At 58.9% G+C, this 21,309-nt stretch carries 14 protein-coding genes and 1 pseudogene; 4 read left to right on the forward strand and 11 right to left on the reverse strand.

Annotated features, from left to right (window positions below; genetic code table 11):
* Positions 1-358 precede the first annotated feature (358 nt).
* A complete protein-coding gene (locus ACFOTD_RS22035) occupies positions 359-718 on the forward strand; it encodes a hypothetical protein (RefSeq protein ID WP_378122092.1) in 360 nt (119 codons plus the stop codon).
* A 157-nt stretch (positions 719-875) separates the two neighbouring features.
* Here ACFOTD_RS22035 and ACFOTD_RS22040 read toward each other — a convergent pair whose 3' ends face one another.
* From ACFOTD_RS22040 to ACFOTD_RS22050, 3 genes are all read right to left on the reverse strand, one after another.
* Positions 876-1,370 carry a hypothetical protein gene (locus ACFOTD_RS22040; protein WP_378122093.1) on the reverse strand — a complete coding sequence of 165 codons (495 nt, stop codon included), beginning with the start codon at positions 1,368-1,370 and terminating at the stop codon, positions 876-878.
* Positions 1,371-1,581: 211 nt separating this feature from the next.
* Positions 1,582-8,028 carry a glycosyl hydrolase gene (locus ACFOTD_RS22045; RefSeq protein WP_378122094.1) on the reverse strand — a complete coding sequence of 2,149 codons (6,447 nt, stop codon included), beginning with the start codon at positions 8,026-8,028 and terminating at the stop codon, positions 1,582-1,584.
* Between the two features lie 29 nt (positions 8,029-8,057).
* Positions 8,058-9,614, reverse strand: a complete 1,557-nt coding sequence (locus ACFOTD_RS22050) for a glycosyl hydrolase (RefSeq protein WP_378122095.1) — start codon at positions 9,612-9,614, stop codon at positions 8,058-8,060.
* Positions 9,615-10,309: 695 nt separating this feature from the next.
* Here ACFOTD_RS22050 and ACFOTD_RS22055 point away from each other — a divergent pair.
* The 3 genes from ACFOTD_RS22055 to ACFOTD_RS22065 all read left to right on the forward strand — a co-directional run bounded on the left by ACFOTD_RS22055 (position 10,310) and on the right by ACFOTD_RS22065 (position 13,565).
* Positions 10,310-11,725 (forward strand): ABC transporter substrate-binding protein, encoded by a 1,416-nt coding sequence (locus ACFOTD_RS22055; protein ID WP_378122096.1) that lies wholly within the window; start codon positions 10,310-10,312, stop codon positions 11,723-11,725.
* A 146-nt stretch (positions 11,726-11,871) separates the two neighbouring features.
* On the forward strand, positions 11,872-12,738 hold the full coding sequence (locus ACFOTD_RS22060) for a carbohydrate ABC transporter permease (RefSeq protein ID WP_378122097.1): 867 nt from the start codon (positions 11,872-11,874) through the stop codon (positions 12,736-12,738).
* Positions 12,735-13,565, forward strand: coding sequence for a carbohydrate ABC transporter permease (locus ACFOTD_RS22065; protein WP_378122098.1), 831 nt, complete (start codon positions 12,735-12,737; stop codon positions 13,563-13,565). The genes ACFOTD_RS22060 and ACFOTD_RS22065 overlap by 4 nt, the downstream gene beginning before the upstream one ends.
* 332 nt (positions 13,566-13,897) lie before the next feature.
* Here ACFOTD_RS22065 and ACFOTD_RS22070 read toward each other — a convergent pair whose 3' ends face one another.
* The 8 genes and pseudogenes from ACFOTD_RS22070 to ACFOTD_RS22105 form a co-directional block, all read right to left on the reverse strand.
* Positions 13,898-14,470 carry a hypothetical protein gene (locus ACFOTD_RS22070; RefSeq protein ID WP_378122099.1) on the reverse strand — a complete coding sequence of 191 codons (573 nt, stop codon included), beginning with the start codon at positions 14,468-14,470 and terminating at the stop codon, positions 13,898-13,900.
* Positions 14,471-14,598: 128 nt separating this feature from the next.
* Entirely contained in the window at positions 14,599-14,928 is a 330-nt protein-coding gene (locus tag ACFOTD_RS22075; RefSeq protein ID WP_378122100.1) for a hypothetical protein, read from the reverse strand.
* A gap of 15 nt (positions 14,929-14,943) precedes the next feature.
* On the reverse strand, positions 14,944-15,306 hold the full coding sequence (locus ACFOTD_RS22080; protein WP_378122101.1) for a pentapeptide repeat-containing protein: 363 nt from the start codon (positions 15,304-15,306) through the stop codon (positions 14,944-14,946).
* Positions 15,307-15,380: 74 nt separating this feature from the next.
* Positions 15,381-15,461 (reverse strand): annotated as a pseudogene (locus tag ACFOTD_RS22085) (metallophosphoesterase family protein); the annotation flags it as partial.
* Positions 15,462-15,503: 42 nt separating this feature from the next.
* Entirely contained in the window at positions 15,504-15,758 is a 255-nt protein-coding gene (locus ACFOTD_RS22090) for a hypothetical protein (RefSeq protein WP_378122102.1), read from the reverse strand.
* A gap of 293 nt (positions 15,759-16,051) precedes the next feature.
* The gene (locus ACFOTD_RS22095) at positions 16,052-17,527 is read right to left on the reverse strand and encodes an ABC transporter substrate-binding protein (RefSeq protein ID WP_378122103.1); all 1,476 of its coding nucleotides are present in this window, start codon (positions 17,525-17,527) and stop codon (positions 16,052-16,054) included.
* A complete protein-coding gene (locus tag ACFOTD_RS22100) occupies positions 17,520-19,058 on the reverse strand; it encodes a response regulator (protein WP_378122104.1) in 1,539 nt (512 codons plus the stop codon). Before ACFOTD_RS22100 ends, ACFOTD_RS22095 begins: the two co-directional genes overlap by 8 nt.
* Positions 19,059-19,061: 3 nt before the next feature.
* Positions 19,062-20,810, reverse strand: coding sequence for a sensor histidine kinase (locus ACFOTD_RS22105; protein WP_378122105.1), 1,749 nt, complete (start codon positions 20,808-20,810; stop codon positions 19,062-19,064).
* Between the last annotated feature and the right edge of the window lie 499 nt (positions 20,811-21,309).

Genomic DNA, 21,309 nt, shown 5'->3' on the forward strand with positions numbered 1-21,309 from the left:
TGCAACCTACTGTAGCATGCCTCTGCTCTTTTTAAAAAGTCGAGCGAAATGCGGATGTAAAATTTTACATTAAGGCACTTTTTGAGGAAACTCCTCAATCCAAGGCAGCTTTTATGCAACGCTAGTGCTGTACGGTCCGCAAACCTCTAAAAGTTCCCTTGTTACCTGGAATAGCGACAATACGGTCCGCAAACCTCTAAAGTACCCTCATCGAACCTGACGTTGTGGGGCGGAGTCGCGCTTATCATCCATGCGGAGAGCGACGTTCGTCCGCTCCGCTCGCCGACTCGGACAAACGTCCAAACTTGTCCTTATGGCTTGGAATAACTTGCTGTATATTCCCTCAGGAGGTGCGGCCGTGCTTCAAATAAACGGTATCGTCGGCGGAAAATCGCCAATATCGCTAGGTGCCGGAAAGAGCATCGATGTGCAGACGATCGTGATCGATGTGCCTAAAGGCAAAAAGCTGGTGCTGAAAAGCTTAAATTTCCTGTTGTCCAACGACGCGTTTGTCTTCAAAATCGAAGCTTTGCCCTCGACCGGAACGTTTACCGTGAGGGGCGGGGCGGGCGACTTGACGCCTAATAAGGTGCTGTTCAACAACACGACCGGCGACGGAGTCCGGATCTTCCTCAATATTTCCGTCCGCAATAGCGCGCGGAATGCGCGGACGCTGGACCGCACCTCCAGCTGGCTGCTCAAGCTGGCCCGCGTCTAGCGTATCCGCAGCAAGCTTGATCCTGCGTTTTAACGGTATCCCCTTCCGTCAGGACCACCTCTTTAAAATGGATGGCCGCCCGTCTTCCGGAACTGCCGAGACTCGAATTATCGCGTTTCCTGATTAGAGGGGATATCGTTAAAACGGGGCACTGCGGCTACGACGGCGATATCGCCTTGAGCGTGACTGCGGTAAGAACTAGCGGGAGAAAAGGCGCTGCAAAAGAGATTAGCCTTAACTTTAACTTCATTCTTAGGATGTAACGAACGAAGCTTACATCAAAAATGAAAAAAAGGAAAGCCGAGACGCCTCCAATCATGAAAAATAGCATAGATGGAAACACAAAGCCCAAACAAAGCCCAAACAAGACATGAAGCAAACCGGATACTAATACCGCGGTCGAGCCTTTGAATTTAAACCTAACTGCCGCTATCTCAAGTAGCGAAGAAACCAGAATGCCATAGATAAAGATGACGGGCGTCGCGAACATCGCAATCATGATGAAGAAAAGAATATAATCCCCAACTCCATTCCAAATGGATCTTTCAAAAATGATATTAGGCAAGGACAGCCAAAGGGAAATGGCCCACGAAGCATAATAAGCGGCGATTAGCTTGCGAAAAAACATCTGCCCTACGTTTGACCGAATCAAGATATCCCTCCTCCATGCATCCCTACTATCATTTCTTCGATTGTATCGAGAAGTTTATACGGGGAGCAGTACTAAGTTTCTTAGGACCTACTGGGACGATTACAGCGGCGAAATATTAGGAAATAAAAACGTCCGTAATTTTGTTTCGTCAAACAACAAAAACGCCAAGCCCGCGGGGGCTTGGCGTTCATTGCGTCTCTCTTGTTTGCTGTTACTTTTGCAGCAAATTGTACACCGACTGCGCGGCTTCGGCGCGGGTCGTTACGCCTTGCGGCGCGAACTGTCCTGCGCCCCGGCCGGACAGCAGGCCGAGCGACGAGGCTTCGGCCACGTACGGCGCCGCCCAGGCCGCGATGCGGTCCGCGTCGGCGAAGCTTGCGCCTGCGCCGGCCGCTGCCGCGGTGCCGTGCAGATAGCGGTACGCCTTCACGATCATCGTCGCCATCTCCTGGCGGGTGATCGCGCCGCTCGGGTCGAACGTGCCGTCGCCGCGGCCCGTCACGATGCCGGCTTCCGCCGCCAGCGCGATCGGCTTCGCGTACCAGGCGCCTGCCGACACGTCGGCGAAGGATTGCGTACCTTCGTCCGTCAGCTTCAGCGCGCCTGCCAGCAGCTGCGTGAACTCGGCGCGCGTGATCGTGCGGCTTGGCTCGAACGTCGTCTCGCTCGTACCGCCGACGATCTGCTTGGCCGCCAGCTCCTTGATTACGTCGATCGCCCAGTGCGAAGCCGGAACGTCGGCGAAGTTCTTGGCGACTTCAAGCACCGCATACTTGCTGAAGTGTTGAATCTGCGCGACATAAGCGCCGTCCACGAACTTGCTGTCGACATACTGGCGCTGGCCGTTGCCCGTCAGGTAGAAGATGCCGCCGAGCTTCGGATTCGTGACGCCATCCGCCTTCAGCGTCAGCGCGATCGGCGCGTCGAACGTCGTCACGGCCGTGCTGGCATCGCCAACGACGACGGTTAGCGTGAACTCGATAACGTCGCCTGCCAGCTTTACTGCAGTCGCGTCGGTTGAGACGCCGACCGCTTGCGCAGCCTCAGCAGCGTCGACTGCCTTAAACGATACTTGCACCTGCGCATCGCCGAGGCGATCCGCCGGGATCGCAGCCGCCAGCTGCTTCACTACGGCTGCCGGCAGGTTCAACGACAAGCCGTCAGCTTTAAGCGCCAGGCTCTTGCCTTCCGCCTTGCCGAGCAAGCTTGCCGGCAGCTGCGCCGTCTTCGTGCCGGCAGGCAGCGTCACGGATGCACCCGCGTCGCCCATCGTCAGCATCTTATCCGTTACTTTCAACTTGCCTTCGGCATCCGGTTGATTCGTCTCTGTAACCGGCGTCGTCACCGGCGGAATATACGGCGGCACATAGATCGGCGCGATCGTCAGGCTCGCCGCCACCGTTGCCGTGCGTTCTTCCGCATCCGTCGCCGTGATCGTCAGCGGGAATGTGCCGCTGCTCGTCGGCGTACCCGAGATGCGCAGTGTCGCTGGATCGAACGTCAATCCCGTCGGCAATCCGCTTACGCTCCAGACGTACGGCTCCGTGCCGCCCGTAGCCGTCAGCGACAGCACCTGATCGTACGCGCTGCCTTCATTGCCCGATACGATCGCGCTGCCCGCAGCCGGCGATACGATTTTCAAATCTTCCGGCTCGGGATCGCCCGGATCTCCCGGATCGCCTGGATCTGTCGGATCGACCGGATCCGACGGCGAGACGGTCAGAGATGCCGTCATTTCCCGGGAAACATTGGCGGAATCCGTCACGCGAATGACGACTTCGTACGGGCTGTCGACATCCGTGCCCGCAGCCGGAACGCCGCTAATCTTCTGCGCTCCAGCATCCAGCGCCAGCCCTTCCGGCAATCCCGTCACCGTCCAGGTGTAAGGCTCCGTGCCGCCATAAGCCGCCAGCTGCACGCTGTATGCCGCGCCAACCTTGGCGGACGGGATCGCATCCCCGCTTGCCGGCTGTCCGATGCCAAGCGCCTGGCCGACCGTGAGCGTATTCGTTACCGATACCGTCTCACCGTTCGCATCCTTCACCGATATCGTGACCGTATACGGACTTGCGGCTACTGCCCACTCCGCAACAGAACCGGTTATTTTCCCGGTGGCAGCGTCGAAGCGCAATCCCTCCGGCAGTCCGGATACCGACCACGAATAAGGAGCAGACCCGCCCGCAGCTTCAAGCGCTAGCGCCAAGTCGTAAGCGACGTCGGGCCGTGCGGCCGGAAGCGTCGCGCCCTCAACCGGCTTCGCGATCGCCAGCGGGTCAACGGGCGCGCTGCCCGGACCGAAGACGTTAAGCTCGTTAATCGTCCATCTCCAAAAGCCGTCGTAGCCCGTCTGCGTCACTCTAATATAACGCGCGTCTTGCGCAGTCCAGCTCACCCTGAGCAGTTGGGCGCTGCCGGTCCCCGTCGCGGCTGTCGTCCAGTGCTCGCCGTCGGCGGACAGCTCCACGCGGTATCCTCTCGCATAGTCGAACGCCGCGTTCGCGCCCGCATCCAGCCAGATGCCGGTCGTGCGGTTCGTTTTCCCCATATCGAGCAAGTACCACTCCCCGCCGACCTGCCCGGCCTCGGTGGACCATTGCCGCCCGGTATCGCCGTCGAAGGAAAATTCAGGCGCGGCGCCGAAGGCCGTCGACGAAGCGGTCGCATGCCAGCCCGCGCGCTCCAGCTGCACATCCTCCGGCCCTGAAGCCGGGACGCTTGCCGGATCCTTGAATGCCTCTCCGGTCGCGGTCAGCCGATCCGCGAGATCGTACAGCGACGTGTAAGCGCAGCCTTGATCGTGCGCGCAGTTGTCTCCGAACCAGGCGTAGCGCTCGACAAAAGGCAGCGATTCCAGCATCGGCAGCAGCTGCGCGACGAACGACGACGCGAGCGCCTGGGTCGGCGTACGATAAGTCGTACCGAACGGAATGGCGCCGATCTCCGTGATCCAGACCGGTTTGTTGTACTTGTCGTGAATGGCCGTAAGCGTGCTTTTCAGCTTGGCGACCGCTTCCGGATCGGTAAAGTCCGGATAAAAATGCAGCGCGATAAAGTCGACGGGATAGCCGGCCGCGGACGTCTGCGTCATGAAGTCGTCCAGCCAGCCCTTGCCTGCCGCGTAAGAATTGTCGTACGTATACGCGACGGCCGGGCTGCCGAGCCGCAGTCCCGTTTCCATCAACCGCGGCCACAGCTTAATCGCGTCGGCTACGCTTGTGTTGGACTGCTCCGCCAGCTCGGGTTCGTTGTACCCCAGCACGCTGTCGTACCTTCCCGCCGCCTTCCCTTCCTTCAGCTTCGCGATCGTATCGTCCGTTACCGCGCCAGGTCCCCACAGCATCGGAACGTAGTCCATGCCGGTCAGGCTGCCCGTGTAGTCGATCGCCCAATTGTAGGTCCAGCCCGCGCCGACATCCGCCAGCTTGGCAGGATCGGTCGATAAATACTTGATCGCAGCGACGCCTTTCTTGCCGGCGATCGGCTGCGGCAGCGGATCGCCCCCGATCACCGTGACGACGGAGTCCGCCGAATAGCCGCCATCGCTTGTCGTCGCTGTAATCGTGGCGCGCCCCGTCCGAAGAGCCGTGACTCTGCCCGCGTTATCCACCACGGCGATGGCCTGATCGCTGGAATGCCAGCTTACCGTCCGATCGCTAGCGTCCGCCGGACTGACGGTTGCCTTCAGTACGACGGACTGCCGTTCCTTCAGATCGAACGCTGCCGGCTCCACTGCGACGCCGGCCGCAGGCGTCTCCGCCCCGCTAACGTAAACGTTAATCTCGTTAATCGACCACCAGTTCGAGGACGCCGTCCCCGTCTGAACGACGCGAATGTATCGGGCTGCGTGCCGTTCGACAGTCGCATCGATCGTCTCCGATCCGGTCCCGGAAGCGATGTCGGTCCAAGCCGAGCCGTCGTCCGACGTCTGGATACGGTAGCCGCGTCCATAATCGCCGCCCGACTCGATCTTCACGCGATCGAAGGCGCGGGCCGCCCCCATATCGATTTGAAACCACTGGTCCCCCGACGGCAGTTGCGCTTCCCGGTTCGCCCAGCGCGTGCCGGCGCTGCCGTCGATCGCGTTCGCCGCAGCCGAGTCCCCGCCGGCATCCTTGTATGCCGATGCGATCCAGCCTGCGCGATCCAGCGCCGTCCAGACGACGCTGCCGTCTCCGCCCGCATACTCGGCGACGGTCTGGCGGACGCCGCCCTGCGTAGCCGCCGTGCCCGTCCGGTTGACGACATGGCTGATCTCGCCGTTGCCCGCCAGCAGCACGGATGTCGCATGATGGATTTTAACGCCAGGCACGTCCGGCACCTCGATCGCGCTGTCCAGCTTCACGACGGCATCCCTGAAATAGGAGTAAACGCCGAGGCCCCACGCTTCGTGGTCTTGGACGCCGTCCGCCACCTTATAGGAAGCGTAGCCGTTCACCTTTCCGCCGCCGCTCATCCACGACGCCTGATCGGGCACTTCGTACGGAATTTCCGATTGGTAAAAATAGAGCCGTCCGCGTTCGCCGTTCCAGAGCGTCTGATAGGCATTGTGGTGCTCGTTGAACAAGCCGTAGACGGTGACGTCCTCGCCGTTCACGACGAGTCCGTTCATCGAATCGTTCGTCCGCCAGCCGCCGGCGCTCGCGCCGTGATCCGCGCGCCAGATCCAGAAGTGATCGCCGATGACATCGTCGCTGTTGATGACCAGATTCGCGTCCGTCTTGCCCACGTGCGCGCCGCCGACACGGAAGAACAGGTCGTGCAGCGAGATCGGATTCGCAACGTGGTCCCGGCTCGCGCCATCGGGTCCGACCTGGAGCAGCTCCGGAGAACCGGCGGCGCCCGCGTCGAACAGCAGGCTGGAGACGACGATGCCGTCTTCGTCCGCCACGGTCATCGCGGCTTTGCCGTCGGCCGGAATCAGGGTGGCGAAGCCGAGCCCCATGACGATCGTATTCGGATGGCTGACGCGAATCGTATCGGACAGATGGTAGATGCCAGGCGTAAACAGCACGTTCATGCCTTCGCTTAGCGCGGCGTTGATGCTGTCCGCGTCGGAGCCGTCCGGGCTCGCGATATAAAAGCGGTCGATCGAAACCGAGGCGCCCGGCGTCGAACCGTTTTGCCAGCTCACCCCTTGGCTGTCCTTGGATACCGAGGGGATAAACACCTGGTAAGCCCCTTTATCGTCGATATAAAGGTACGGCTTTTCCCGCATGACCGGCGTCTTGTCGACGACCGTATACGGATCCGCCGGGAAGGTGCCGGCAGGCGGCTTCTCGTCTCCGACGAACACCATGTTCCAGACGCCGTTGGACCAGCTGCCGTACGCGTTGTTGCGCGAAAACCACTGCTGCTGCGATGCCGGCACGATCATGCCGTCGATCTTGGAGTCCGCCAGAAAGCCGCCGCTCGCGAGTCCCGCATTCCACCACGGGTCGAAGTCGAACAGCTCGAGCTGGCCTCTGACATGCACGCGCCGCATCGGGGCGGCTTGCGCGACCGCCCATTGCGCGGACGAGCCGGCAGGCGGCGTGATGCTGAAGTTCTCGGCGGAACGCCAAAAGTTGACCAAGGCGTTGCCGTCGTTCCAGTCGGCGTTCGCGTTCACGGCGCCGCGGATATCAACGTCGTCGGGATTCTGCCCAAGGCCGGACACCTGCGTATAGAAGCCGACCTTGACGTTGACGCCTTCATACACGCCCGGCTTGAAAAGCATGGCATGACGCCCGCTGCCGAATTCGCTCCGCTCCTGCTCGGCGAAGATCGCGTCGGCCGTCGCGTTGATCGCGGCCCCGCCCATGGACGGATCGAAGATATGCACGTACGGCCCGAACGGACTGTCTCCCGGAATGCCGGACACCGCGCCGGACAAGCCCGATTCGGCGCCTCCGACGAGGGCGGATATTTTGTAAAAGTAGGTGTGGCCCGGCTCGACGTTCTTATCCGAATAAGTCGTTCCGGCTGCATCGCCGGTTCCGATCCGCTCGAACGCAGCGCCAGGGCCATCCGCGCGGTAGACACGGTAGGCGCCGGCACCGGCGGCCTCGGACCAACTCAGCTCGCAGGACTGCGCCGTACATTGGACAGCGAGACCGGACTCGCCGGGATAGGACTTCTCGCTATCGTACAGCCGCACCTCCGCGACCGTCCACGGCGAAGCGTTGCTGCCTGTCTGCCAGACGTTGACCAGCCTGGCCGTTGTCCGCGGCACCTTGATCACGGTCACGCCGGACTGGCCCGTCACCGTCGCCAGCGCCGCCGACCAGTTCGCATCCGACTGAATCGTGTATTCCCTGCCGTAGTTCGGGGAATCGCCGGTGTCGATCGCGATCGAGTCGAACGCGGTCTGCTGCTGTATGTCGATCTGGAGGACAAGCCCCCAGGGGGATTGGTTTTTGGCGCTCGTCCAGGTCGTCGACGGATCGCCGTCGAACACGGCCGCCGAGATGGCGTTCAGATCGGGCGCGCCGTCGTCAAGCGTGGTCGTTATCTTCCAGCCTGCGGGATCGAGCGCAACCGAAGGCAACCCTGCCGACGGGGTTGCGGCTGCGGCTTGATTGCCCGGCGCGGCGAGCGCTAGCGACAGCGTCAGGATTAGCGCCAGGAGGGCGCTTAAGAAAGCGCCGCCCCGTTTTCTCAAATACAATCTTCTATTCATCTGGACTCTCCCTTTTTCCGTCGTTCGTTTTAGCTATAAGCATTAAATTCGTGAACCGACCAATAATTCGCCGGCGCGGTGCCGGTCTGCACAACCTTGATATACCGGGCGGTTACCGGGGCAAAGTCGATCGTAATGACCGGTCCTGTCCCCGTGCCGCTGGCGATGGCGCTGCCCCAGCTCGTGCCGTTGCTCGAGACGAACACCTGGTAGCCGCGCGCATAGTCGCTGCTGCCGTTTGCGTCCAAGACGATCCGGCTGAAGGTGCGCGAGCCCGTCATGTCGACGACAAAGTATTGGCCCGACGCTTGCGCCTGCCCCGTCGTCCAGCGCGTCGCCGGATTGTTGTCGAACATGTTGGACGTCGCTTCGATGCCTGCCGGACTCGCTGTCGCCGTCCAGCCGAATCGGAAGAGCGGCGTCTTGGGCAGCGCCTTGTAGGTCGTGCCGATCGCGGTCAGATTGTTGCTCGCGTCGTAAAGCGTCGTGTAGGCGCAGCCGGCGTCGTTGGAGCAATTGTCGTCGAACCAGGCGTACCGCTCCACGAACGGCAGGCCTTCCAGCATCGCGACCGCCTCGGTCATGAACTTCTGGGCGCCCGCCGTCGTTGGCGCTGCCGACAGCTGGCCGGCGTCGATCGCGCCGAGCTCGGTGATCCAGATCGGCTTGTGATACAGGTTGTAGAGGTTCGTGAGCGAAATGCGCAGGTTCTCGGCCGCGTTCGGATGCATGAAGTCCGGATAGTAATGCACCGCGATAAAGTCGACATGGTAGCCGTTCGCCGCGGTCTGGCTCATGAAATTCTCAAGCCAGGTCTGCCCGTACGCGTACGTCTCGGCGGACATGGCGACCGCGGGACTGCCGAGGCGAAGGCCCGTGCTCATCAATGTCGGCCAGAGCGCCACGGCGGACTCGACCGACATGTTCGCCTGCTCGTACAGGTCGGGCTCGTTGAAGGCGAGCAGCGCCTTGAACTTGCCTGCGGCTTTGCCCTGGGCGATCGTGGTCAGCGTGGACGACGTGACCGCGCCCGGACCCCAGATCTGCGGCACGTACTCGATCGAGGTCCCGTTGGTGCCGGGGAAGTCGATCGACCAATTGTACGTCCAGCCGACGCCGATGTTGGTCAGCTTCGCGAAGTCGGCCTGCGACTGGCCGCTGGCCAGGTACTTTGACGAGCCGACGCCCTTCTTGACGGTTGCGGTAGCGGGGACCGGCGTTGTGATGGCCGCGGCCGTCGGGCTGAACGCGGACACGTTGCCGGCCGCATCCTTTGCGCGGATCGCATAGCTATAAGAGGTCGATGCGGTCAGCGCTGTGTTGCTGTACGAGGTCCCCGTCGTGCTTGCGATCTTGGTGCCGTAGCGATAGACGTCGTAGCCGGTGACGCCGACGTTGTCCGAGGCGGCGGGCCAGCTAAGATTGATCTGCGCGCCCGAAGCCGCCGTAGCGGTCAGGCTTGCCGGCGCCGTCGGCGCCTGCGTATCCGCGGCGAGCGCGCCCGAAGGCCATGCGTTCCAAGCCAGCAATGCGACGAGCAGCGCCCATAATGAAGCCGAAAGGCCATGTTTAGATCCAATTCTCACGAGTCTTCCTCCTCTGTGATCGTTCTGTGCCTGCAAGCCTAACTGTATGCGCTTCCATGCAGCGAGACAATCGCCCCATTTTTTGGCTGAACCTGCTGATTTTTTAGGTAGTGTCGCTCCTGCATCGCCCTTTAGTCACATCTCGATCACTGCAACCGCAACATTTGCTCCTACACCGCTCACGCGGCACACTCTGCTCACTGCAACCGCAAAACTTGCTCCTACACAGCACCCTCAGCACATCTCGCCCGTTGCAACCGCAATATTTGCTCCTACACAGCTCCCACGGCACCTTTCACCCGCTGTAACCGCAACATTTGCTCCTACACCGCTCACGCGGCACACTCTGCTCACTGCAACCGCAAAACTTGCTCCTGCACCTCTCCCACGGCACTTCCCACTCACTGCAACCGCAAAACTTGCTCCTACACCGCCCTCGCGACACATCCCACCCGCTGCAACCGCAAAATCCTCTGTTCTTTCGCAGCCAGACGAAACTCCAAAGTCTATTAAATCCCTCCTCCCCAAAAAAATCAGACGACCGGCCAAAAAAATGGGACGCTTACCGGCCGGCGTGCAACCCCTTACACTGTGAAGCACGGGGCAACACGGTCCCGACGACGCTATAAGCCATGGGGGCTTCCCCGACCGGCACGCTGCCGGCGGGCGAAGAAAATAAAGGAGGATCCTTTCACATGCTCAAGTCTCAAAAGAAATCGCTCGCGGTACTGTCCGGTACGCTGCTGACCGCCGCGATGCTGTCCGCTTGCGGAAGCAACAACAATAACGGCGCCGCCTCGGCGAGCCCATCTGCATCCGCAGCCGAGCCATCCGCAACTGCATCCGCGTCCGCTTCAGCGCCGGCATCGTCCGCTGCGGCCAGTCCGTCGGCAAGCGCGGAGAGCGATCGCTACGAAAAGCCGGTGACGCTCAAGCTGCTCATCGACAACCAGACTTCCACCGAAGGCATCAAGGCGATCACCGACGAGATCGAGAAGCGCTACAACATCAAGACCGAGTTCGACCTGCGCCCCGGCGGCGGAGAAGGCGACAACCTCGTCAAGACGAAGCTCGCGACGGGCGACATGGACGATCTCAACTTTTACAACGCGGGCTCGCTCTTCAAGTCCCTCCAGCCGGAAAAGTACTTCCTCGATCTCACGGACGAGCCGTTTATGGACAATGTGGTCGACTCCTTCAAGCCGACGGTCAGCGTGAACGGCCGCGTCTACGCCGGTCCGAGCGGTTCCTCCCAAGCAGGCGCCTGGCTGTATAACAAGAAGGTGTACGCCGAGCTGGGACTGTCCGTACCTAAAACCTGGGACGAGCTTAAGGCGAACAACGAGAAGATCAAAGCCGCGGGCAAAACGGCCGTCATCGGCTCCTACAAAGACAGCTGGACGTCGCAGCTCATCCTGCTGGCCGACCAGTTCAACGTGCAGGCGACCGCGCCGACGTTTGCGGACGACTTCACGGCGGGCACAGCCAAGTTCGCCACGACGCCGGCCGCGCTGCGCAGCTTCGAGAAGCTGGCCGAGATGAAGCCATACCTCAACAAAGACTACCTTTCCACCACCTACGACCAGGCGCTCAAAATGCTCGTCGACGGCACGGGCGTCCAGTATCCGATGCTGACGTTCGCGCTCTCAAACATTTTCGCCACGTATCCAGACAAGATCGACGAGATCGGCGTCTTCGCCCAGCCCGGCGACAGCGCGGACAGCAACGGCCTGACCGTATGGATGCCGGCCGCCATCTCGATCTACAAGGACGGCAAAAACGTGGAAGCCGCCAAAAAGTGGCTCGCATTCTTCGACACGCCTGAGGCAATGGCACTTATGGCTGCCAAGGCGAAGCCGGAAGGCCCTTATGTCATCAAAGGCGCCGCGCTGCCCGAGGACGCGTACGGCGGCGTCAAGGATATGCTGCCTTACTTCGACAGCAACAACAACGCGCCTGCGCTTGAATTCCTGTCGCCGCTCAAGGGCCCGAACCTGCCGCAAATCACGGTCGAAGCCGGCTCCGGCATGAAGTCGCCCGAAGACAGCGCGAAGGCGTACGACAAAGACGTCGAAAAGCAAGCCAAACAGCTCGGACTGGCAGGCTGGTAAATAAAGCGGAAGCAGCCCTTAAGCAGCCCAAAGCAGCTTCTTAAACAAACAGCCCGTAAGCATTCAGCCTTTAGCAAGCACCCCATCGATCGGCCCTGCGATATCGCCGCAGGGCCGATTTATGAATCCGATAGGAGCGAGAGAGAATGACCAAAGCATCCAGGCGATTTTATTCCTACGCATTCCTGCTGCCCGCCGGCATCGTCTACTTCATCTTTTTCCTGCTGCCGACGCTCATGTCTTTTTTCTTCAGCATGACGCGCTGGGACCTGGTCGATTGGGAATTCATCGGCTTCGACAACTACGCGACCTTCTTTTCCGAATCGTCGCTGAATATCGGCTTCCGCAACACGCTCATCTACGCCGTCGTCACCTGCGCGCTAAAGGTCGTCTTCGGCCTGCTGCTCGGCGTGGCGCTGACTTCTTCGCTGCGGGTCAAGAGCTATCTGCGGTCGGTCGTCTTCTTCCCCACCCTGCTCTCGACGATCGCGGTCGGCATCGCCTTCAGCAGCATGATGCATCCGACGCAGGGGCTGATCAACCGCAGCCTGTCGGCTGTGGGCATCGCGGGTCCCGATTGGCTGGGCGACACCGGCATTGCTTTGCTGTCCGTCGCGCTGGTGGACGTGTGGAAAGGCGTCGGCATGGCGACGGTCATTTTTATCGCCGGCATCATGTCGATTCCCGAGGAGTACTACGAGGCGCTGCAGATCGACGGGGGCACTTCCTTTTCCAAATTCCGCTATATCACGATTCCGCTGACCGCGCCCGCCATGAACTCCGTCATCATCCTCGCCTTTATCGGCGGACTGCGCTCGTTCGACCTCGTCTGGGCGATGACCAAGGGCGGTCCCGGCTTCAGCACCGACCTGATCGCCTCCATCATCTACAAGCAATACCAGGGCGGCTTCTACGGCCTCGCGACCGCGGGCAACGTCATCCTGTTCATCGGCGTCTCGCTGCTGGCGTTTCCGCTGTTCCGATTCCTGAATAAGAGAGAGGTGGACCTATGAGCCGCTCCGCCCGCCGCATCGCGCTCGAAGCGCTGGCCGTCCTGCTGTCCGTCGTCGTTTTCTGGGTCCCCTTCTACTTCGTCATCATCAACTCTTTTAAAAATCGCACCGAATCCTCGTTGCTCGATATCCGCTGGCCTGGCGCGTTCGAGATTTACAACAACTACAAGACCGTGCTCACCGCCCAAGACGGCATGGTAACGCGGGCTTTCCTGAACAGCGCCGTAATCACGCTGCTGTCGATCGCCGTGCTCGTCGTCGTCTGCGCCATGGCCGGCTACGTCATGCAGCGCAGGACGGACCGGTGGTCGGGCACGATCAGTTTCCTGGTGCTGGCCGGACTCATGATTCCGCCCGCCATCGTGCCGACGATCTGGGTGCTCGACGCCATCCATCTGTTCAAAACGATGAGCGGCATCGTGCTGATCGAGGTTGCGCTCGGCATCTCGTTCGCGACGATCCTGTACAAGGGCTTCATGGCCACCATCCCGCGCGAGATCGACGAAGCCGCGATCGTGGACGGCTGCGGCAGCCTGCGGCTGTTTTTCCGCATGATCTTCCCGCTCCTCGCGCCGGTCACCTCCACCGTGGTCGTCCTCTCCGCCGTCGGTATCTACAACGATTTCGTGAACCCGCTCTACTTCTTCCCCGGCGCGCGCAACGCGACGATCCAACTCACGCTCTACAACTTCACGAGCCTGTACAACACATCATGGAACCTGCTCTTCGCCGACATCATCCTGATCTCCATCCCGCCGCTCGTCCTGTTTATTTTCTTCAACAAGAAGATTGTAGCGGGCATGACGGCAGGGGCGGTTAAGGGTTGAAAAAGTAACCTGGTTGGAGGCGAGCAAGCGAGGATGGCTGGGAGGGTTCGGCTCGGACCCAGGGTCCGCTATTTATCCGTAATCGCCCGTTTTTTCGACTTCACGGACTCAGCATCCGCTATTCGGCGCTTACGGTAACCTTTGGGCTCGGTTTTTCAAGAATAACAGCCTCTCGGTCCGGAACATCCGCCTTATGTATGCAAAACCAAAAATAGCGGCAGCTGAGTCCGCTCACGCACAGCGTAAGAAAATAAAAACAGCGACAGACAAGAACGCGAAAGTGAGCGTCCTAGACTGTCGCTGTTTCTAATGAACTAACGTTCACCGTTAGATTAATTGTTTCGAGCAATATTACGAATTATTAGTTCAGGTGATTTTGACGTCGAGTACCAATTAAAATGAGTATGACCAGCATACGATGTTGCCAAAAGCTCGCAGGAATGGGTCAGCAATTCAAGTCCTAACCTTGAAGCATTTAGGAGGGTAAGGTCTTGACCCACATCTATTCTTAATTGCTTTTCATATTTCCAACTTTCCCATGTATCCCAAAACACATCAATTTCTCTATTTTCAACAGCTAGCTCATATTTCCTGATCGGCTTATGGCGATTAAGGGCTGATTTTACTTCCTTACTAAGTTTTCGGTTTAATGGTGTGACAGCACCATTAAAAATAAAAAGATCAGCATTTTCGGGACTTCCGCGTCGAAAATAAAGCACATCATTAGTGTCATGACAATGTTTAATGAGAGCTGATAGCAAAAACATCTCTGAGGAATCTTTTGCGTCAATAAGCAGAAAATGCCCCATCTCCTCTGTCACAACCACCCCGATCTCTTGTTGGTGCAGATGCACGACGTTAAAATCGTATGATCCTTCTTTAAGATGATATCGATTTAAATTCAAATGATTACGCCTCCGTTATATGGTCTCTAGGATACCAAAATCGGAGTAACATTGAAGTATCCTGCCAGTTAGTTGACCAACCTTCAGGATCTCATCGGCAGGCTGTGTATTTGAACTAATGTTCCTTGTTAGCGCAATCTTCTTAATATGTTTTTACCGTCAAAATCAAAAACAACCGGTTTACCTCTAACATTTGGAACCCACCCTAAATCAAGCGCCTGAGTAATAAAATACTCAACATCTCGGGGTCTGATAATTTTCAAGTTCAGATGCTCTGTATTTGGGAAGTTTACCCACGCACTGTCGATATCTGATTTAATGTAAACCTCAAGACGATTCCCACGGCTAACTTCATGTTCAACGATTAAGATAATGTAACCGCTATCTGGAGAAACGGTCCAAATATAACTATCGTCTCTAACTGTTATTCTTCTTGAGCTCTTTTTGTTTATTGTCATTTACTTTGTCCTTATTCATAGTATCATCTCGGCAAGATGTGACTCCGTGAGCATGATAGAATGAAAGGTATTGTCTTTAAATGTTATACCTTCCACCTTCGCTCCTGAGAAATCCGCACCCTCTAAGGAGTTACCTACAAAGACCGCTTTGTTCAGAATACAATCAGTAAAAATACATGTCTTCAGATTTGAATTAGTAAACTTCGTGTTTTCAAATTTGGAATCTGAAAAGTCAACGGAGAATAAGCACTCCTCAAAAGTTAAACCTGATAAGTCAAACCCCTTAAAAGCACCTTGCTCGACACAAATTCTGTTGAAAACGCGCTGCCCTTCTTTGAGCATATTGATAAACTCCGTTTCAGTAACATAGCTGTCCATTTTTTCCTCCGAACTCCGTTTTTGTTAAGTAAACTTCTATAAAAGCTCCACTCTATCCTGCCCATAACTTCAATTCTCGCCCGTATATCCTCGAGAACCGCCTGAAGTGCGGGTATGTTTCCATGGATGTCGGATAATACCGCGATTCTCTCCAATGACCGGTCCCCCCTTCTCTAAGCATGGTTTAACGCGAATTTTTACCTGCCAACTAAAATCAATCTCTCTGCACGATATAATTGATACTGCTCAAAAACGGATGAGTCGGCAAACAGATCCAAATAATATTGTCCGCCAAACTCGATTATTATGTCTCTTGTTACAAAGCGACTGATATTTGAGATTGGTGCATTCATTAAATGTTCTTTCAAAATAGATATAAAATCTGTTTCTTTGCGTTCATTAACACCAACCAGGATATCGGTTCTATCCCGTAATCTCCAAGAACATTCCACGTTTACGCTTCCATCTACAAGCTTTACATTTACTAATTCGAGTCCAATAGCAGTTATATCTATTACTTTTTTTCCAAGAAATCCGTAAAATCAATGCTAGTCATTCTGTCCGAAAAGTTCATCTGACTCACCTCATCATAACATTGATTTTACCAAAGTTTAGGTATTGGCGAATCAAACTAAGTGACCTGAAATGTGTCTACTGGGTTAGCTCGCTCTGATCAGCAGAGAATCCAACTGTACAATCTACACAACAAAAGGCGACCGTCTCTCAGTCGCCTTCCTCTAAACATTTAACGCTCGCTCCGCAACTGCTTATCCAGCGCCACCTGCAAATCAGCCATGTACATGGCCGGCGTGTAGTTCGCGCTGGACACCAGCAGCTGCGCATTGTTCCAGGCGGTCGCCTGCGTCTCCGCGTTAAAAAACGCCTCGAACCACAACGTGCCGTTTTTGACGCCGTCGATCTTGCTCTGCGCCAGTTGAGTCAGCGGCGGCAGCGTCTGCGGCAGACGATCCGTCTTGAATCCGGTGATGATGCCCATCTCGCTCATCGCCTTGTTGCCGTAATCCGAGAACACCGACTTCATCCACTGCTTCATCTCGTTGTCGTAGCCCGCTGCGGAGAAGGAAGTCGTGAGCCCCGCGTTGAGCAGCCAATCCCCTTCGCCGCCCGCTCCACCAGGCACGAGCGGGATATTGAACAAGCCGATCCGGTCTTCGCCGATGCGGTTCTGCTTCGGGTCGTTGAAGTCCCGCAGACTCCAGCTCCCCGTATAGTAGATTGCGGCACGGCCCTGCAGGAATGTCGCAGTCGCTTCGTCCAGATCGGTTGTGTTCACGTGGTCGCCGAAGTAACCCTGCAGCGCCATGCGCTGGACGACGTCGGCTGCCTCGACAAATCCCGGATCGGTCAGTCTTAGCTCACCCCGACTTACACGCGCCATTGCGTCGAAACCGTATTTGCGCACGACGTACCCGTTGATCAACCGCGTGAGCGTCCACTTCTGGGAGCCTGCCACGGCAAAGGGCTGCACGCCCGCCTGCTGGAGCGTCTCCGCCGCTTGAAGAAGCTCGTCCCAGGTTTGGGGCACCTGAATGCCGTTTTCTTCGAACAGCGACTTATTATACCAGAAGCCCTCAATGTTAATCTCGAGCGGCAGCGCGTACAGCCCCTTTCCGCCCGTCATCGACTTCAGCAGCTTGACGGCGGTCGGATTCAGCTCGTCGCCAAGCCCCAGCTCTCCGAACGCCTGCTCGATATCGAGCACGAATCCATGCTCGGAGAGCTGCTGCAGCGGCTTGCCCGATTCGTAGGTGAACAGCTCCGGGAGGTCGTTGCTTGCCGCCAGCAGCTGGACCCGCTGGAGCAAGTCGGATGTGTTGACGTTCTCGAATTCGTACCGGACCGAAGGGTGCTCCCGCTCGTAGTCCCGGGCCAGCTCGCTGACGATGCGAGGTTGCTGCGACTCCAGGTTGGAGGAGACGTAGCGGATGACGCGGGTCGGATCGGTCACGACCGGACGGTCCGAGGCGTAAGACGATACGCCGACGCATGCGGGCAGCAGGAGCAGCACGAGTAAAAACAGCGGCAGCTTCAAGCGTGGCCAGGGTCTACGCGAACGCCCCAGAAGCGGCGGCTTCCACAGAAGCCGACGTCGAACCGATCGGCTCACCGTAGGTGGCTTCAGCAGCAGCCGGTTCCCGCTCGATCCCCGCCGAGGTCGCTCACGTTTCCCTTTCAGGCGTCCGTCACCTTGTTCAGCCATGCTCCGCCTCCTTCCGCGCCGGCGCGCCAGGATCGTCCCGGTATTGGCCGGGCGTCATGCCGACGTGCTTTTTGAACAGCTCCGTGAAGTGCCTGTAGTTGTAATAACCGACCGCCTCGCTCGCCTCGTTGACCTTCCTGCCCTCGCGCAGGAGCAGCTTCGCCTCCTCAAGCCGCAGCCGCGTGACGTGCTTGATATAGGAAGCGCCTGTCTTTTCCTTGAACAACAGGCTGAAATACGTGGTGTTCATGCCCACGTGATCCGCGACCTCCTGCAGCGTCAGATCGCGGCGGAAATGCCGCTTGATAAAGTCGAGCGCCTTGGCCACCGCGCTGTGCTGGGACGCCGACCGCTCCTCGGCGGTTTTGGCGAAGGCCATCTCCAGCTGCTCGCGAAGCCAGCGAAACATCTCGTCCCGCGTCTGCATGCCGGCCAGCTCCCGGTGAGACACCGCTGCTACCGTCATCACGCCTCGCTGCGCGCCTGGCACCGTTTCCCGCCCCGAACGGCGGCCGACGTACGCCAGCTTCAGGATCTCCTGCTCCGCAAGCTCCGGGTCGAGTCGCTCCTGCTCCATCCACCTGCTAAAGGCGTCCAGGTCCCGGAGCAGCCCTTCCTTGTCCCCCGTCCGGATATCGAACAATATCGCCTCTTCGCGATCCGTCAGCCCTTCGGGGAAGACGCCGCTCTCCGCGACGTCCGCGTAGCGGGTCAAGCCCCGCTCCTCCATAAAGCGGGCGAACCGCAGCGCGCGCAGCGCCTCGGTCCGGCTGCGGACGGCGTCGGCGACGCCGCTATAAGTCCCTCCTGCTCCGACCGCGTCCGGCAGCTCCGACATGCGGCAGCGCACGTCATCCCAGCCTGCTTGGTCCGGGCATGCGAAATGAAAAACGGCCGCAAGACGCTCGTCCCCATCGGCCACGACAACCGTTCGGCTCGCGCCGAGCGGCGCAAGCGCCTCTTCCCGCGCCGCCTTCGGCACCTCGCCCGCGATCACGGTGACGGCGGCTACCCTGTCCGCCTCGTCCTCGCCGATGCAGGCGCGCCAACGCGGGAGCGCCTCCCCACCCCGCCGGAGCAGCGCAAGCGTCGCCTGCTCGAGCAGCGCCTCCCGGCTCGCGTCGGCGGCACGCCGCAGCGCGGCCAGCTCCTCCCGCCCGCCGATCCGCTCGCGTGTCCGCCTCAGCGCCTCGTCCACTTTTTCCAGCGTAATCGGCTTCTCCAGGTAATCGACCACCCCGAGCTTCATCGCGGTCCGCACGTACTCGTATTCGTTAAACCCGCTGAACACGATGCAGACCGTCTCCGGCGCTTCCTCCATCACAAGCTCGATCAGACGCAGACCGTCGAGGCCAGGCATCCGAATGTCCGTCATCACGATGTCGGGCCGCAGCTCGCGGATGAGCGCCCAAGCCGACTTGCCGTCCTCGGCCGTGCCGACGAGCGACATGCCGTACTCGGACCATTCGATCATCGAGCGCAAGCCCTCCAGGACGATGTATTCATCGTCGCAGATCACGACGCGCAGCATGCCTCATCCCTCCTTGATGTCCAGCGGGCGAAACCGGATCTCGATCGACGTGCCTTCGTCCGGCGCAGTTCTCACCGTCAGAACGCTGTCGGGGCCGTAAAAAAGCGCGAGCCTCTCCCGGACGTTGCCGAGACCGTAGCCGCCGTGCGTCTGTTCCTGCGACGCCATCCCGACGCCGTCGTCCTCCACCGTGAAGATCGCCATGCCGTCCTGCAGCTTGCCCGTCAGGCGCACCTCGCCTTCCCCGATCTTGGGCTCGAGGCCGTGGTAAATGGCATTTTCCACGAGCGGCTGCAGCAGAAGCTTCAGAATCTCCAGGCTCATGAGCGCCGGCTCGACCTCCGTCACGTAGCGAAACCGCCCTTTGTACCGCAGATTCTGAATCGTCATGTAGTGCTCGATGTGCCTCAGCTCCTTGAAGACGGGGATCGTCTCTTTGCCCTTGTTGAGGCTCAGCTTGAAGCTCTCGGACAGCGCGACGGCCATGCTGGCGATCTCCTTGTTCTTGGCGATGACGGCCATCCAGTAGATCGAATCGAGCGTGTTGTATAAAAAGTGCGGCTTGATCTGCGCCTGGAGCGAGCGAAGCTCGGCCTCCCGCTCCTTGAGCTTCGAGTGGACGAGCCGTTCGCTGAGCTGCACGTTTTCGGAGGAAATTCGCCGGAACGTCTCGCCGATCGCGCCGACCTCGTCCTCGTCGAAGGCCGTCCTTTGCGCCTGCTCTCCGTTTCCCTTCGACCAGTCGATCATCATCTTCTTCAGCTGCAGCAAGGGCCGGGTAATGCTGCCCGAGACGAACAGCGACAGCAGCAGCGCGATCAGGCCGATAAAAGCCGCGAACCAGGCGGTTGCCAGGCCGATCCGAGTGGAATCCTGCAGCAGCCGGCTCGCCTTGACGACGTGCAGGAACGTCCAGCCGGTCGTGTCGTTGCGGTAGCCGATCGTCAGGTAGCCCATCCGATGAAGCGCGCGGAACGCCTCCTCTTCCCCGTTCGCGTCCCCGAACCGCTGCACGAGCGCCGGATCCTGCGCATAAACGACGCTGACGGGGCTTCCCGCCGGATCTAGCACGAGAAAGCCGCTGTCCTGATTGTCATTCATCGCCTGGGCGAACATCGACTTTTTCAGATTAATGACGAGCAGCCCGATCGTCTCGTAGTCGGACGGGTCACGCAGTACTTTTACGCTGGAAAAAGAGCCGCTGCTTGGAGAGGCCTGGAGAACGTTGTTGGCGAAAAAGAGCTCCCGGCCCTTCGCCGCCAGCGCCTCGCGATACCAAGCGCTGCCCGAGATGCCGAGCCTGCCCTGCGGACTCGCATAGATGCCTGCATTGGCATCGGTGCTGCCGTAGCAGACGGCGTGGAAGCCGCGGTCGAACAGGCAGATCGAATCGATGTGACGCGTGTCGATCAGGTTCGAGACGACTACGTTTTGCAGCCGGTTCGCGGCGCGCACGTCGAGAATCCGCCCGCCGTCCTCGCCGACGGCCTTAAGGTCCGCGCGCACCTGGTCGTTAGCCAGGATGAGGCGGTGCATATTCACGACGTTGCGCAGCAGCAGATCCGCCACCTCGCTGGCCGTCTTGAGGTTGTGCTCGTTATTGTCCATATGATTGCGAACGATCGTGTTTTTGGAAATGTTGTAGGAAATATAGCCGAGCAAAATGAGGGGCGGCACCGACAGCATGACCATCGCCAGCAGGATCCGCAGACGGAGCTTGCGCGGCCTCAAGCGTCGCAGTGCATGCCGCATATGGGCTAACATCCAATCGACCGCCTTTTACGTATCATCGTCGAATGCGGACGGGCCGCCGAGTCTTCTTCAATTGTAAACGAATTCATAGAAAATCGGACATCCGAATTTTTTAGGGGCGGACGTCCGATTTTTTCTGGTGAGATGGCGGCGAAGCGCGGGGGCAACGCCGGGGAATAGAGGACATGCGGGCCGGGGTGGCGGGGAGTTACACGGTTCTTCCGGGCAATTCGGTGTTGTGGGCCGGATTGGCGAGGGAGTTAGCCGGGTTTTCCGGGTAACTCAGCGACTTGAGCCCGTTTGGCGAGGAGTTAGCCGGTTTTTCCGGGCAACTCGGCGACTTGAGCCCGGTTGGCGGGGAGTTAGCCGGTTTTTCCGGGCAACTCGGCGACTTGAGCCCGTTTGGCGGGGAGTTAGCCGGGTTTTCCGGGTAACTCAGCGACTTGAGCCCGTTTGGCGAGGAGTTAGCCGGTTTTTCCGGGCAACTCGGCGACTTGAG

Origin of the sequence: Cohnella sp. GCM10012308, from assembly GCF_042649185.1 — a bacterium.
GTDB lineage: Bacteria > Bacillota > Bacilli > Paenibacillales > Paenibacillaceae > Cohnella.

Bases quoted from the DNA above. Each gene is read 5' to 3' on its own strand.
- ACFOTD_RS22045 (WP_378122094.1), bottom strand. From the start codon at position 8,028: ATGAATAGAAGATTGTATTTGAGAAAACGGGGCGGCGCTTTCTTAAGC.
- ACFOTD_RS22055 (WP_378122096.1), top strand. From the start codon at position 10,310: ATGCTCAAGTCTCAAAAGAAATCGCTCGCGGTACTGTCCGGTACGCTG.
- ACFOTD_RS22060 (WP_378122097.1), top strand. From the start codon at position 11,872: ATGACCAAAGCATCCAGGCGATTTTATTCCTACGCATTCCTGCTGCCC.
- ACFOTD_RS22065 (WP_378122098.1), top strand. From the start codon at position 12,735: ATGAGCCGCTCCGCCCGCCGCATCGCGCTCGAAGCGCTGGCCGTCCTG.
- ACFOTD_RS22075 (WP_378122100.1), bottom strand. From the start codon at position 14,928: ATGACAATAAACAAAAAGAGCTCAAGAAGAATAACAGTTAGAGACGAT.
- ACFOTD_RS22080 (WP_378122101.1), bottom strand. From the start codon at position 15,306: ATGGACAGCTATGTTACTGAAACGGAGTTTATCAATATGCTCAAAGAA.
- ACFOTD_RS22095 (WP_378122103.1), bottom strand. From the start codon at position 17,527: ATGGCTGAACAAGGTGACGGACGCCTGAAAGGGAAACGTGAGCGACCT.
- ACFOTD_RS22100 (WP_378122104.1), bottom strand. From the start codon at position 19,058: ATGCTGCGCGTCGTGATCTGCGACGATGAATACATCGTCCTGGAGGGC.
- ACFOTD_RS22105 (WP_378122105.1), bottom strand. From the start codon at position 20,810: ATGCGGCATGCACTGCGACGCTTGAGGCCGCGCAAGCTCCGTCTGCGG.